We start from the raw sequence: 14,327 nt of genomic DNA, 5'->3' as shown, positions 1-14,327 counted from the left end.
ATAATTACCTACTTGCGCAATTGCCCCCTAAACAGATTGGTGTTGATAAAGAAAAATAGATTTTTGGTCTTATTGGTCGTATTGATCAACGTGGGGAATATTGGAGCGCAAGTATTAGATACTTCTAAACTGTATATAGATAGTTTGATTCAAAAAGCAACAAACTATCATGTCAAATATGAGGTTAAAGCATCTATAGAAACGGCAAATAAAGCCATCAAATTTGCTGATAAAGTTGAAGATCATTATAACCGCGCTCACGCCTATAATCTTATCGGACTTAATTATGAGTTAATTAAGAATTTTGATGAGGCCGAACGCAGTTATAACAAAGGTATTTATCATGCCAATAAAGCGAAAAATGATACGCTGCTTTGTTGGTTACATAATAATATTGCAGAAGTATACGCATCGGGTTATAACAACAAAGAAAAATCTATTGGTAGTTATCAGCAAGCATTAAAATATGCAAAAAAGATAAATGACACATTAGAGGTTTTAACTCCTATTTTAAATATTGGGTGGACACATATTGACGATAGTGATTATGAAAAGGCGTATCCGTTTTTAGTAGAGGCTAAAACTTACATTGATAGCGCTGGCGACACCCAATCCAAGGCCCAGGTAAATTATCTTTTTGGTAAATACAATACACATAAAAATGATTTAAAATTAGCCTCACAAAATTATGCTGACGCTGTAGTGTTTGGCGAGGCGGCTTTTATGCATGATCAACTTGCTGACATTTATATGGATTATGCGCTACTTGAGCAGATACAAGGTAATATTCAGCATGCCAATGAATTGTTGTTAAAACATATTGAGGCGAAGGATAAAGTACTAAATGAGCAGAAAATTGCTCAAGCATCAATTGCGCAATCAAAGTTTATTGTTGATGAATATAAACGGGAGTTAGAGGTTGCTACCGAAAGACAAATAGTGCAAGAAAAATTGAGTCAGAAACGCCGTATGATGCTCATCATTGTAGGTGTCACTACGCTTCTTCTGCTTATTCTTTTGTTTATCTCATTTAGAATGATGGGGTCTAAGAATCGCTTGAGTACAATGTTGAAAAAGAGGAATGCGGAACTTTTTCAGGCAAAAAAGGAAGCGGAGGATTTAGCTAAGGTTAAATCGGAGTTTATTTCAACCGTAAGTCATGAGTTAAGAACACCTTTATATGGTGTGGTCGGGTTAACTTCCTTGCTATTAGATGACGCTTCGTTTTCTAAGAAGGAACATTCCATACTTAAATCTTTAAAGTTCTCAGGAGACTATTTACTTAATTTAATAAATGACGTGCTTCAATTAAGCAAGATAGAATCAAAGAAGGTAGTACTTAACAATACTAGTTTTAATATTAAAGCACTGCTGAAAAATATCCAACATTCTTTTGAATATCAAGCTGAACAGCGTAATAATAAAGTTAAGATAAAGCTTGATAAAAATGTGCCAAGACAGTTAAAGGGAGATTCAGTTAGACTTTCTCAGATTTTAATAAATCTAGTGGGTAATGCTATAAAATTCACGGAGAATGATACGGTAGTTATTGCAGTACAGAGCCATGGTATTGATAATAGTAAAGCCAAACTGAGATTTGAAATAATTGATAATGGTATTGGGATTCCTAAAGAACGACAAAAGGAGATTTTTGACAGTTTTACTCAAGTAGACAGGGCACAAGGTAATATTGTTGGTACCGGACTGGGGCTTACTGTTGTTAAGCAATTAGTGAATCTTTTTGGAGGAGATATTGCCTTAGAAAGTGAGGCAAATAAAGGTTCAAATTTCTCTTTTACGATTGATTTGGAAGTTGATGTTCATATGCACGAAAATGCTAGTAATGAACTTGGCTTTTACAAAGGAGGTAAAAAGAAAAATGTGTTGATCGTAGAGGATAATAAGATTAACCAAATGGTTACTAAACGAATCTTAGAGAATGCCAATTTTACCTGTGAGATTGCCGAGAATGGTAAAGACGGAGTTGATTTTATGAAAGACACGAAAAAGCAGTTTGATTTGGTATTAATGGACATGAATATGCCAAAAATGAACGGAATTGAGGCTTCGCGTGCCATTCGCGAGTTCGATACCCATACTCCGATTGTATTTTTAACCGCCACCGAATTAGAGGAGATAAAAGATGACATCTTCAATGCAGGAATTAATGATTACATTATAAAACCCTATGACAAGTATGAGTTTTATCAGGTAATTATGAGAAACTTAAATGGCAATTAGATAAGTTACATATTGTGTAACTTTATAACATGGCAGAATTGGTTAAAATTTATCCTGAAAATCCTAATCCAAAGGAAATAGATAAAGCTGTAAAATGTTTAAGATCAGGGGGACTGATTATTTATCCAACGGATACTGTGTATGGTTTAGGTTGTGATATTACTAACACACGCGCTTTAGAACGTATTGCTAGAATTAAAGGCGTAAAACTAGAAAAAGCCAATTTTTCATTTGTATGTCATGATCTTAGCAATTTGTCAGATTTTGTAAAACAAATCGATACCCCAACATTTAAAATACTGAAGCGGGCATTACCCGGTGCTTATACATTTATTCTTCCAGGAAATAATAACTTACCCAACGTATTTAAACGAAAGAAAACTGTGGGTATTCGCGTACCTGATAATGAAATTGCTTTATCCTTGGTAAGGACTTTGGGCAATCCGATTGTTTCAACTTCTATTCGTGATGAAGATGAATTAATTGAATACACCACTGATCCTGAACTCATCTTAGAAAAATGGGATCATCTGGTCGATATGGTGATTGATGGGGGCTATGGTGATAATGTACCATCCACGGTTATTGATCTTACTTCAGATCCAGAAGTTATTCGTGAGGGAAAAGGCAGTTTAGCAATTTTATAAAACAAAAAAATGCCACTTCATTAAAGTGGCATTTTTAATTATTTATTGTCAAGTTTGACTTTATTTTCCGCCTTGCGTTGCTTCTTTCATTCCTTCTTCAATCATGCTATAAAACTGATCTAGTTTAGGCAGCACCACCACCTTAATACGACGGTTTGTTGCTCTACCTGTTGCAGTCGAATTTTCAGCAATTGGAACATATGAACTTCTTCCGGCTGCTGTCATACGCTCTGGCGGCACACCAAATTTAGTTTGAAGTCTTCTTACAATTGCGGTAGCGCGCTTTACGCTTAAATCCCAGTTATCTTCTAAAATACCACTTTTGTAAGGTACGTTATCAGTATGGCCTTCAACCATAAATTCCATATCTGGTTTGTTCAGTACCACCTTAGCAACTTTTGCTAAAATATCGTTTGCACGGCTCGATACTTTATAACTTCCTGTCTTAAACAATAGCTTATCAGATATTGAGATGAAAACAACTCCTTTTTCTACATTTACTTCGATATCCTCATCCTGAAGATTACCTAATGCACCTTTCAAGCTTGTCACTAAAGCTAGTGTTACAGAATCTTTTTTGTTGATAGCATCTCGCATTGTTTTGATTTGCATATCTTTTTCCTTGATGCTTTCTAAAGAGCGTTCTAGGTTTTCAGCACCTTTTTGAGAAAGTGTAGCTAACCCCCCTACATTATTTAAAAGGGCACTGTTGGTCTTCTTTAAATTCTCTACCTGATCTTTAAGACTTTGCATACTTGCAGTAGCAGCATCTTTCTCAGATAAACAGCTGTTTAACTTAACCGTAGCGCTGTTTAATAAATCTTGTGTTTCTTGTTGTTTAGCTTCTAACTCAGCGTATTTTTTATTAGACACACATGATGACATAAATATCATAGCTGATGCCGATAGCAGAAGTATTTTTTTCATTATTCTTGGTTTAATTTACGTATTACTTATTCAAAATTAACAATTATAAAGCCCTTGTAGCAACTGTTAACAAAACTTTGTTATTGGGTTATTAACAGACTAAAAAGTTTCTTTTTATATACGTAGTAGTTAAGAACAATAGATTTTAAAGCGTAATAATATTGATTCTTTTTTGATAGAGTACGTTTTCTGTACATTCTATTAATATTGATGTAAAAACTAAAATGAGCTTTTATAACGGCAAGAAAATGAACTGGTTTAAGGGTTAAAATGAATTGAAGCGCAGCAATTCCGTCCAAAACCATTCTACCAAACAATATTGGAATAATTTTTTGTTTGGGAAGGTTTTTCAAGAGCATAAAAAGGGAGTTCCTAAAATTTAGAAAGGTTTTTTTCGGATTTGAAGCTTCTAAAGTTGCACCACCCACATGGTATATTACTGATTGTGGCTCAACATACGTATTAAAGCCAAGATTGAAAGCACGCCAACACAAGTCTATTTCTTCTTGATGAGCAAAAAAGTCTTCGTCAAAACCTCCTATATCTTGAAAAACTTGTTTTTTTATAAAGAAACAAGCTCCCGAAGCCCAAAAGATAGTGGTTGCATCATTATATTGATCAACATCTTCTTCTAGAGTGTGAAAAACCCGTCCCCGACAAAAGGGATAACCGTATTTATCGATAAACCCACCTGAGGCGCCAGCATATTCAAAACGAGTTTTATTCTTGTAGTCCAATATTTTTGGTTGAATAATGGCAACTGTTTCATCAGATTGAAATCTTTTTACCACGGGAACTAACCAATTTGAAGTTACTTGGACATCAGAGTTTAAAAGACAAACAACATCCTCTTTAACATATTGTAATGCATCGTTATATCCCTTTGCGTAGCCTCCATTTTCTTGATTTTGAATAATTGCAACTTCGGGATAATTGCTTTTTACATAGGCAACGGAATCATCGGTAGATGCATTATCGGCTAGATAAATAGTGGCATTTCTTGAATGGGTAACTACTGATGGTAAAAACTTTTCAAGTAATGCTTTACCATTCCAATTTAAGATGACGACTGCAATTTTCATAAAGACTGATAAGCGGGCAATTTTTCTAAGTAAGTGTAATTTTGAGTACCATAGTCAATGGTACAATAGTAATGATTAAGTCCGTTAGTAACCATTAACATCTTTGCCTCTAGCGCCATATTATATTGTGCAATTTGATCAAAAGTTTTTTGCGTAATAGATACGTTCGGCGCTTTGCATTCAACTAATATCTCAATACCTCCATTCAGATTATGGACTACAATATCATAACGTTTTTTTATGTTGTTAACTAAAAGTTCTTTCTCAACATTAATATGAGAAACCGGATAATATAATGCTTTTTGTAGGTATTGAATAGTATGTTGTCTTACCCATTCTTCAGGTGTTAAAATCACAAATTTCTTTCGAATTGGGTCGAATATCGTGGTTTTATTTTCCTTATTTTTGAATCGAAACGAATAGTCCGGGAAAGACAACTTTATCATAGTGTAAAATAAATTCTTTTCTTAGGTATAGCCATCAAAATTTGCAGATTTTTTGCTAATGGATGAAATTAAGAGAATAGTAACTGACATTAAAAATAGAAACATTAAGCCCATCTACCTATTACAGGGGGATGAACCTTACTATATCGACAAGATTTCAGAATATATTGAAGATAACATCTTAAGTGAAGAAGAAAAAGGTTTTAACCAGGTAATTTTATATGGTAAGGAAACTACTGTTGGCGATATTATTGCGAGCTCAAAACGTTTTCCTATGATGGCAGAACATCAGGTCGTCATTATCAAAGAAGCTCAAGATTTGGCCCGCACAATAGATCAGCTTGAGGATTATGTTCAAAATCCACAGCCAAGTACGGTACTGGTATTATGTTACAAATACAAAAAACTAGATGCCCGTACAAAGGTTTTTAAGGGGATCAAAAAAAATGGACTCGTTTTCGAAAGCAAAAAGCTCTATGATAATCAAGTAGGAGACTGGATACAAAAAGTGCTTGCAGGTAAACAATACAAAATAAACTATAAGGCATGCCAAATGCTGGTTGAATTCTTAGGAACTGATCTTGGAACGATCAGTAAGGAACTTGAAAAACTGCGACTCATCATCCCTCCAGGAAATGAAATTACACCTGAAGATATTGAGAAGAACATAGGCATTAGTAAGGACTATAATCAATTTGAATTACAAGCTGCACTTGCGACTAAAGATGTTACCAAAGCCGTAAAGATTATTAACTATTTTGGAGAAAACGAAAAGAATAACCCCATGGTTTTTACCGTTACCATGCTTTTTACGTTCTTTTCGGCTTTACTAAAATATCATGGTGCTTCAAATAAATCTTGGGATCACATGACCAAGAAAGTTGGAATACGGTCTTACCTGTTGAAAAATTTGAAACCGGCTGCTAGTTTATATCCTTTAAAAAAAGTTAGTACTATTATTAGTATTCTTAATGAGTATGATGCGAAAAGTAAAGGCATGGGTTCTAAAGCAGCCAATACTGATTTGATGAGGGAGATGATTACGAAGATTATGGCTTAATCTAGTGGTCAGAGGGGAGAAATTCATGTGTGGTGAGACTCTCTTCCTTCAATGGTTTTTCAACATAATCTTTAATATGCTCATACATACTTGCTTTTTTCTTGTCTTCGGGATCTACTGAAGAAGTGACCATAATGATATATACTTCATCAGGATCTTTTTCATCTTTTAGTTGCTCCATGAATTGAAAGCCGTCCATTATAGGCATTTTTATATCTAATAAAACGACATCATAATTTCGTTTTTGTAAACAAATAAGTGCTTCTGATCCGTCTTCAGCGAAATCAATTAAACTATCTTGATGTACTTTTTGAATCACCCTTGAATTGATCATTCTATCAATTGGATTATCATCAACTACAAGAATGTCTAATGGTGATTCGTAAGAAAGGGAAGGCATTGTATATGGTTGTAGATGTTTAGCGTTCAAAAGGTTAATCTCATTTTAGATTTGTACTCACAATCTACAAAAAAAAGTTTAAAGAGCTAATAATCAGATAATTTCGTCGTTAACTGAACTTTAAATTAAGATGTTTGGCTATTTTTTGATAATTTTTTTGACCTATGAAGAATGTTATTCATCTCCTTAACAACATCGTCCATCTCATTGGCGGATTGGATTAGGCACTCCATCAAATCTTTTTCATCTTTTTTTAATGAGGAGGTTTTGAGCAAATCAATAATTCCTAAAATCCGCGCCAGTGGTGCCCGAACGTCATGTGAATTCATTTGAGAATACTTTAAAAGCAGTTCATTTTTTTCCTCAAGATCCATGGTCCGATCTTTAATAATTGTCTCAAGGTTTTCATTAATTCTAGAAATTTCACCATTAGATGCGCTTAATTCATTTGCAATCTCGGTGATTTCCTTATTTTGATTTTCAATTAATGAGTTCTGCGCATGCAATTCCTTATTATTCTGTTTAATTGTTTGGCCCTGCTTTAATAAAAAAAGTAAGGCTACAAGAAATAGAACAGAAACGAGACTTATCAATACCGTAATACGGGTCGTGTTCTCTAATCGATCACTGGTTTTTTTTAGGTTTTCATTTGTTTTTTCAAGATTATTGGTAGCTTCCTCATTTAAGATCGCCAATTCTTTATTTTTTGAAATAGTATATTCCAAACGCTTGTTTTCAATACTTTTTTCAGCGATCAGATTGATTAATTCGTCCTTTCTTTCTCCCAATTTAATGTGTACATTCAGCGCTTCTTCCACATTGTTTAATGCATATGCATTTTTATATATGAGGTCTAAAGCTTTAATTTCATTATCGAAGTTCTTAGTTTGAAGGGCTATTTCTAGGCTTTTTTGAGCTAGGTCTTTTGAAGTTTGAAACTTCTTCTCATTGTACAAAAGTTCGCTTAGAATAAGTCTGTTGCGATTAATTTCTAAATTATAGTTTATCTTTTTGTAGGTGATATCAGACTTTTCAAGCATCTCATGGGAAAGTTCATAATCACCAGTTTTCATATGAGCTAGGGATAGTTCTTGATAAGCTAAGGCAAGCCCATATGGGTTTGTTGTTTGTTGGTAATATTCAAGTGCTTCGGTATATAAATTGATACCATCTTGATAAAGACCCAAATTAATTTTAAGCTCTCCAAGGTTGATATTTGCGAAAGCGATCTCACGTTTTAGATCATGTATTTTAGCATATGCTAAAGCCTTGGTTAGATACTGATCGGCTTGTTGGTTTAATTTGACATCTCTATAATTGATCCCGATTTTAGAAAGAATTCGTGCATGTATTATGTGATTATCGGTGTTTTCAACCATTTCTAAGCCTTCAAATAGAGCAGTTGCAGCGCTTTCATAATCCCCGATAGCGGTGTAAGCTTCCCCGGAGAAACTTAGGGTGTAAATGAGTCCTGTTTGATCGTCGATCTGGCTATATAATTGTTTGGCCTCGTTCCATTGATTAAGAGCGTCAATAAAATTGTTATTTGCGTATTGATAAACTCCCCAATGATATTTTGTATAAGCCATGGAAGGTGTATCATTAGCTTTTTTGGTGAGTTGATACAATGCATTGATATTTTTATTGAATACGTTTGAATCAATCTGATTGTATGTCACTTTCCGAATGAATTTTTTATACCATACAATTCTGATAGAATCCGTTGCGGCAGCTTTGATTTCATTTTGAATTTTTTCTATCGATTCGATAGGAGCAGGAACCATTTGCGCAAAGCAAAAATTAACTTGAAACAGAAAAGCAAATATTACAAAAAGCTGTCGCATAGGTGACTTGGGGTCTTCAGTTTCTTATTAAATTAATGAAACATCCTAAGTAATGCGTATTATACTTCCTTACTTTGAACTGTTTTCGACAAACATATAGGCTTCATCGATAAACGACTCAAACAATCTCATAATGAACACATTACATCGACTTTGTTTTATAGAAGGATCAAGGAAGTTTTTAAAATTACAAAAGCTAAATGACAAGCACTTTTTATAAGATTAAAGTTAGAAATCAATTAAAAAGTGCAGGATATTTGTTAGGAGCAGCTTCATGCATTATTTGATATATTTTTTCAAAAATATCTTCGGCACTTGGTTTTGAGAAATAATCACCATCTGTACCATAGGCAGGTCTATGCGCTTTGGCGGTTAGTGTTTGTGGTTTGCTGTCAAGATACTCATAGGCATCTTGCTTTTCCAGAATTTCCTGTAAAATATATGCGGATGCACCTCCAGGCACGTCTTCATCAATTATAAGAAGTCTGTTTGTTTTTATAATACTTTTTACGATGTCGTGATCAAGATCGAAAGGTAGTAAAGATTGAATATCGATTACTTCAATATTGATATCAACTTCCAACAGCTCTTTGGCTACCTGTTCAACAATACGAAGGGTAGACCCGTAAGAAACAACTGTAATATCTGATCCTTCCTTTACCGTTTCTACCTTACCCACAGGAGTTCTCAATGTACCGAGATTGGTTGGCAAAGGTTCCTTTAACCTATAACCATTTAAACACTCAACTACTAATGCAGGTTCGTCACTTGCGATGAGTGTATTATAAAACCCAGCAGCTTTAGTCATATTTCGTGGTACTAAAATATGTATACCTCTAAGCAGGTGAATAAGTCCGCCCATTTGAGATCCTGAATGCCATATTCCTTCCAATCGATGGCCTCTTGTACGAACAATAACAGGAGCTTTTTGTTTACCTACTGTGCGATATTGTAATGTGGCAAGGTCATCGCTCATTGTCTGTAACGCATATAAAATGTAATCGAGGTATTGTATTTCTGCAATAGGACGAAGACCGCGAAGTGCCAGTCCTATTCCTTGCCCTAGAATAGTAGCTTCCCTAATTCCAGCATCAGCAACACGAATATCGCCGTACTTTTCTTGTAGGCCTTCTAAACCTTGATTTACATCTCCAATAGTGCCCGAATCTTCACCAAAAACTAGTACTTCTTGATTGTTTTCAAAGAGTTTGTCAAAATTATCTCTTAAGATTATTCTGCCATCGACCAGTTCGGGATTATCGTCATAAGAAGCCTTAATTTCTTTGATATTGGCTAACTTATTTTTGGTCTCACTATAAAGATGTGAGCTGTATTTTGGTTGATAGGTGTTAAAATAGTCGTTAATCCAGTTTTGTAAGCTAGTTTTTGCTGCAGTAGCATCACCTATACAATATCGTAACGCCTTACGGGCCGTTGCGATTACATCCTTTCTGTTAGGTTCATCAAGTTGTGAAAGGCCAACCGCAATTTTTTCAATGAACACGCCATTAGTACTTTCTTTTGAAAGCGTATCTAAAAGCGAAACAAGTTCTTTTTGCTCTGCAATAATGGGTTCGATAAAGGCGCTCCATGCATTTTTCTTTCCCAAACGCACCTGCTTTTTTATCTCTTTATCAATCGCTGTAAGTTCGGCGTCTTCGGCAATACCATTGGCAATCATCCACTCTTTCATCTTGGCAATGCAGTCGTGTTCAGTTTCCCAAACTAATCGTTCTTGCGTTTTATATCGCTCATGAGAACCTGAAGTGGAATGCCCTTGTGGCTGGGTCAACTGTTGTACATGAACCAATACAGGTACATGTTCTTCACGTGCGATTTTGGAAGCTTTTTGATAAGTTTCAATCAGAGCAGGGTAATCCCATCCGTTAACAACTAATATCTCATATCCGTTTCCATGTTCGTCACGTTGGAAGCCTTTAAGAATTTCCGAGATATTTTCTTTTGTGGTCTGATGTTTCGCATGCACTGAAATACCATACTCATCATCCCATACACTAACAACCATTGGTACTTGAAGCACCCCAGCTGCGTTAATCGTTTCAAAGAAAAGTCCTTCACTAGTACTGGCGTTTCCAATCGTCCCCCATGCTACTTCGTTTCCATTTTTAGAGAACTTATGGCTGTCAATATCGTTTAGATGACGGTATACTTTGGATGCCTGAGCGAGTCCCAAAAGTCTAGGCATTTGCGCTGCAGTAGGAGATATATCTGCGCTAGAATTTTTTTGTTGCGTTAGATTTTTCCAACTGCCATCTTCATTTAAGCTGTGGGTTACAAAGTGCCCTCCCATTTGCCTACCAGCAGACATTGGCTCAACCTCAATATCAACATGCGCATACAGACCGGCAAAAAACTGTTCAATTGTAAGTTCATCAATAGCCATCATGAAGGTTTGATCTCGGTAGTAGCCAGATCTAAAATCTCCATTTTCAAAAACTTTTGCCATCGCAAGTTGTGGCAATTCCTTACCTCCTCCAAAAATTCCAAATTTGGCCTTTCCAGTAAGCACTTCACGTCGACCAAGTAAACTACATTCTCTACTGGTTACCGCAATCTTATAATCGTTGATTATTTGGTCTTTGAAATCTTCAAAAGAAATTGCTGAATTGGTAACTGTATCTGTCTGCATGTGCATCGCTTAAATTGACTGCAAAGGTAGTTAAAAACAAGGGCAATAGCAAGATGTGAAAACCACAAATAATTAGATAATTATCAGTTTAACGATGTAAAATCTGATAATATCTCAAAAAAATATAGAAAAATAAAATTCTGTTGCCAAATTGTTAGTTTTCTTAACTAGAACCATTTTCTTGTAAAGAGGCCAGTAAATGATCGTGGACTTAAGGTTATAACAAATCGGATGCGCTCAGCATATGAAGGTTGCGCAATTTCCCATCCTAGTTTTGAATAAACGGGAAAATAAAGCTCAAAATAATCGGGCACTAAGTTTAATCGAATACCACTATCGTATACAAACTGGGTTGGTACGTTTTTGTTTTTGACCAAACCAACATCACCATAAACTTCGATCCAACTCCAAATGTTAATACCGGCGTTTACAGTGGCAATCCAATCATTGGAGAAACTTGGTTGTAGTTTTGACTTAAAACCACCTTCAGCAGCTATAAACTGTTGACTCACCAGCCCAGTACTTTCTGATCTACCTAAATAATCAAAATCGAATAAATAATCTGTTGGTCGGTCTAAAGCAAAGCTAAAAAAGTTACCGCTAGAAGCTTGAGAGTCATTATACAAGAACTTACCAGCAAATAGCCTAAGCGTTACTTGGCGATTGTTGGTAAATAGTCTACGGTATTCATAGTTAAATGAGACTTTTGCAAATTGATTGGCCACTTGAAAGTCTGCGAACCATGATTTGAAGTTAATGGCTCCAGGAGATGATTCTATAAAACGAGCGTTAAAAACACTATAATCGGGATCAGCCTCCAGTGCTAGTTCAGAAGCATCCCGATCTCTTAATATATTAACGAAGCGAAAAAAGATGGCTTGACGTTTGTTATCCCTGAAGTCATCAGTTCTAAAATTAAAGCTGACCGAAGGTGTAATGCTTGTAAAAAATAGGGAAGGAGCATAATGAAAACGCCTCACGTTAAATCGGTAGTCAATTTTGAATAGATTGCCTTCTTGCAAGTATTGATTATACTGTAGTTTAGCACGACCAATCAGTGCTTTTTCTTTGGTGCTGTACGTGGGTACAATATCATAAACAAAAGGTTTAGTCAAGAATGGTTTATTGTAAAAACGCAGCCCTGGTGATAAGCCATCATATACATTAAAAGCGATTTCCGGAACGTAGAATATCTGGTTTTTATCCGGGTCTTCTGCATCTTTGAAAAATTTGAAACTTAGTTTTTTATTATTTGAAAACAAGCCGCCAAGTGTTTTCCAATTATCTCTTTTATTTATTTCTGGAACTGTTTTGTCATAATTTAAAACAAGTTTTGTCGCATCTTCTTTTGGAATGGTTACCACCTGTTTATCAGTAATATCTTTAAACCAATATTTATTGATCACTGAATCTTTTTTTAAGCTAAACAAAGAGATAGGTGCTTTTGACCCTGTTTTATTTTTGATAACAACATCTAAAGAGTCTCCGCGTTTCTTTATTTTTTTGATTTTATAATCAATCTTTTTTCGGGTAGCTACGTACTCATCAAAATACCACTGTATATCTTTTGTGGCGATTGCGGTTAGTTCATTTTCAAATTCTTCCCCAGTGGTGGGTTTAGATTGGTGGTTTTTGAAGAATTCTTTGATAAATGTATCTACCTGGTCATTATTTAAATAATCATCTAAATATATAAGACCTAATCCTGATTTGTACTTGTTTCCAATCTGATAATTGAATTTGATAAGAGAATCTTTCGATGTGGTTAATGGCTGGTCCAAGTTTTTACGCGCCATAAACATATAGAGCAACGGATAAGCTTCATTGAATTTCATTTGTGCCAGCTTGTAACTGCGAACACCCCAAATTTTAGAAAGGCGACCCAATACTTTTTCATCAGGGTAGTTTTCATTTAAATATTGCATTAGCAAATAGTATTGTAATGCGTCAGTAACCCATTTTTCTTTTCTAGGATCGACCGCGATGGTATTGTCTATATATTTTCCTAATGCGGCTTTCACCAGTTTTATTTCATATAAAAAATCATTTGGGAATGGACTAATAAACGTAGGAAGTTGATTTAAACCATAAACAGGATTTTTTCTGTAGTATACTTCAGAAATTAGAACCTTCTTAAACGGATATTCTCCAAGCCGATCATTCATGAACCCAACTACTCGTTTCATTAGCTCGTTCTTGCGCTCCGGAGTTACACCGCGATCCTTTAGATCTGTTATGATAGCAGTATCTTCGGTGTCAAAAACGTTAAACGAAAAGTCCTTATTGATGAACAAGGGAATATGAATTCTATTTTTTCCTTGTAAAATATAGTTCGTGACTTTCTCTTTTTCCTCTCGTTTATCAACATCTAGATCGGTAATTAATTGATATGGTTTAGGTACCTTAAACGAAATGGTATAGTTTGAGGGTAATAGGAATAAATCATCAAGATTTTTGTTGCTGTAGGTGGCCCACTTCTTATTTTGATAGGTAGCCGCACTTATATACCAAAACTGTAATTTGTATTGATCATTATTGTCTACCCCATATCGCGTAAAACGATCATGTGGCACTTTTGTCTCATAGGTAAGTCTAAGCTTATAGGTTTCTCCAGGATAGATAGGGGATTTTAGTTGAACTCTAATAATATCTGGTTGTTTTTCAGGTCGTTCCCAATCTAAAAATCGAAACGCATTATCGGTTAAGCCAATAATTTTTGAATAGCCTTTATCTCTTTTTTTGGCAAGATGTAGTGATCGGTCAAATTCCTCACCCATATACTGGGTCAATGGGGTATCTGGACTCGAATAGGCGTTAGGCCAATCATTTAAATAAATGGCATTCAGGGTGTCTTTGCTCGTATTTTTATAATCAATTTCTTGACTTATAGAAATAATCTTTGTTTCAACATTAAGACTAGCCTCAATGGCATAGTCATGCTGCGCGCTTAGGTTATTTGTAATACCAAATAACAACCCAATAAAAAATATATGTACAATGTGTTTTTTCAACAAATCGCCCGAAACTATT

The 14,327-nt window shown here is 35.1% G+C and carries 10 protein-coding genes; 3 read left to right on the top strand and 7 right to left on the bottom strand.

Features of this window, described 5'->3' with window-relative positions:
* Nucleotides 1-42 precede the first annotated feature (42 nt).
* Complete coding sequence (locus tag ABN763_RS03875) at nt 43-2,241, top strand: ATP-binding protein (RefSeq protein ID WP_410484104.1); 2,199 nt, start codon at nt 43-45, stop codon at nt 2,239-2,241.
* 29 nt (nt 2,242-2,270) lie between these two features.
* Nucleotides 2,271-2,888 (top strand): L-threonylcarbamoyladenylate synthase, encoded by a 618-nt coding sequence (locus ABN763_RS03870; RefSeq protein ID WP_410484103.1) that lies wholly within the window; start codon nt 2,271-2,273, stop codon nt 2,886-2,888.
* Between the two features lie 60 nt (nt 2,889-2,948).
* Here ABN763_RS03870 and ABN763_RS03865 read toward each other — a convergent pair whose 3' ends face one another.
* The 3 genes from ABN763_RS03865 to ABN763_RS03855 form a co-directional block, all read right to left on the bottom strand.
* Nucleotides 2,949-3,815: a flagellar motor protein MotB gene (locus tag ABN763_RS03865; RefSeq protein WP_410484102.1), complete on the bottom strand. Its 867-nt coding sequence runs from the start codon at nt 3,813-3,815 to the stop codon at nt 2,949-2,951.
* 80 nt (nt 3,816-3,895) lie between these two features.
* A complete protein-coding gene (locus ABN763_RS03860; protein WP_410484101.1) occupies nt 3,896-4,897 on the bottom strand; it encodes a glycosyltransferase family 2 protein in 1,002 nt (333 codons plus the stop codon).
* Nucleotides 4,894-5,343 (bottom strand): type I restriction enzyme HsdR N-terminal domain-containing protein, encoded by a 450-nt coding sequence (locus ABN763_RS03855; protein WP_410484100.1) that lies wholly within the window; start codon nt 5,341-5,343, stop codon nt 4,894-4,896. The genes ABN763_RS03860 and ABN763_RS03855 overlap by 4 nt, the downstream gene beginning before the upstream one ends.
* Before the next feature lie 58 nt (nt 5,344-5,401).
* Between ABN763_RS03855 and holA the strand changes: the two genes are divergently transcribed.
* Entirely contained in the window at nt 5,402-6,403 is a 1,002-nt protein-coding gene (gene holA / locus ABN763_RS03850; protein WP_410484099.1) for a DNA polymerase III subunit delta, read from the top strand.
* Between the two features lies 1 nt (nt 6,404).
* Here holA and ABN763_RS03845 read toward each other — a convergent pair whose 3' ends face one another.
* The 4 genes from ABN763_RS03845 to ABN763_RS03830 all read right to left on the bottom strand — a co-directional run bounded on the left by ABN763_RS03845 (nt 6,405) and on the right by ABN763_RS03830 (nt 14,308).
* A complete protein-coding gene (locus ABN763_RS03845; protein WP_410484098.1) occupies nt 6,405-6,803 on the bottom strand; it encodes a response regulator in 399 nt (132 codons plus the stop codon).
* A 125-nt stretch (nt 6,804-6,928) separates the two neighbouring features.
* Nucleotides 6,929-8,647 (bottom strand): hypothetical protein, encoded by a 1,719-nt coding sequence (locus ABN763_RS03840; protein ID WP_410484097.1) that lies wholly within the window; start codon nt 8,645-8,647, stop codon nt 6,929-6,931.
* Nucleotides 8,648-8,882: 235 nt separating this feature from the next.
* Nucleotides 8,883-11,297, bottom strand: coding sequence for a thiamine pyrophosphate-dependent enzyme (locus ABN763_RS03835; protein WP_410484096.1), 2,415 nt, complete (start codon nt 11,295-11,297; stop codon nt 8,883-8,885).
* A gap of 167 nt (nt 11,298-11,464) precedes the next feature.
* Nucleotides 11,465-14,308 (bottom strand): metalloprotease, encoded by a 2,844-nt coding sequence (locus ABN763_RS03830; RefSeq protein ID WP_410484095.1) that lies wholly within the window; start codon nt 14,306-14,308, stop codon nt 11,465-11,467.
* Between the last annotated feature and the right edge of the window lie 19 nt (nt 14,309-14,327).

Source organism: Spongiivirga sp. MCCC 1A20706, from assembly GCF_046524175.1.
Classification (GTDB): domain Bacteria; phylum Bacteroidota; class Bacteroidia; order Flavobacteriales; family Flavobacteriaceae; genus Spongiivirga.
Note: the sequence above shows the minus strand (reverse complement) of the source record. Positions and strands in the feature narration are given on the sequence as shown.

Bases quoted from the DNA above. Each gene is read 5' to 3' on its own strand.
- ABN763_RS03865 (WP_410484102.1), bottom strand. From the start codon at position 3,815: ATGAAAAAAATACTTCTGCTATCGGCATCAGCTATGATATTTATGTCA.
- ABN763_RS03835 (WP_410484096.1), bottom strand. From the start codon at position 11,297: ATGCAGACAGATACAGTTACCAATTCAGCAATTTCTTTTGAAGATTTC.
- ABN763_RS03860 (WP_410484101.1), bottom strand. From the start codon at position 4,897: ATGAAAATTGCAGTCGTCATCTTAAATTGGAATGGTAAAGCATTACTT.
- ABN763_RS03840 (WP_410484097.1), bottom strand. From the start codon at position 8,647: ATGCGACAGCTTTTTGTAATATTTGCTTTTCTGTTTCAAGTTAATTTT.
- holA (WP_410484099.1), top strand. From the start codon at position 5,402: ATGGATGAAATTAAGAGAATAGTAACTGACATTAAAAATAGAAACATT.
- ABN763_RS03870 (WP_410484103.1), top strand. From the start codon at position 2,271: ATGGCAGAATTGGTTAAAATTTATCCTGAAAATCCTAATCCAAAGGAA.
- ABN763_RS03855 (WP_410484100.1), bottom strand. From the start codon at position 5,343: ATGATAAAGTTGTCTTTCCCGGACTATTCGTTTCGATTCAAAAATAAG.
- ABN763_RS03845 (WP_410484098.1), bottom strand. From the start codon at position 6,803: ATGCCTTCCCTTTCTTACGAATCACCATTAGACATTCTTGTAGTTGAT.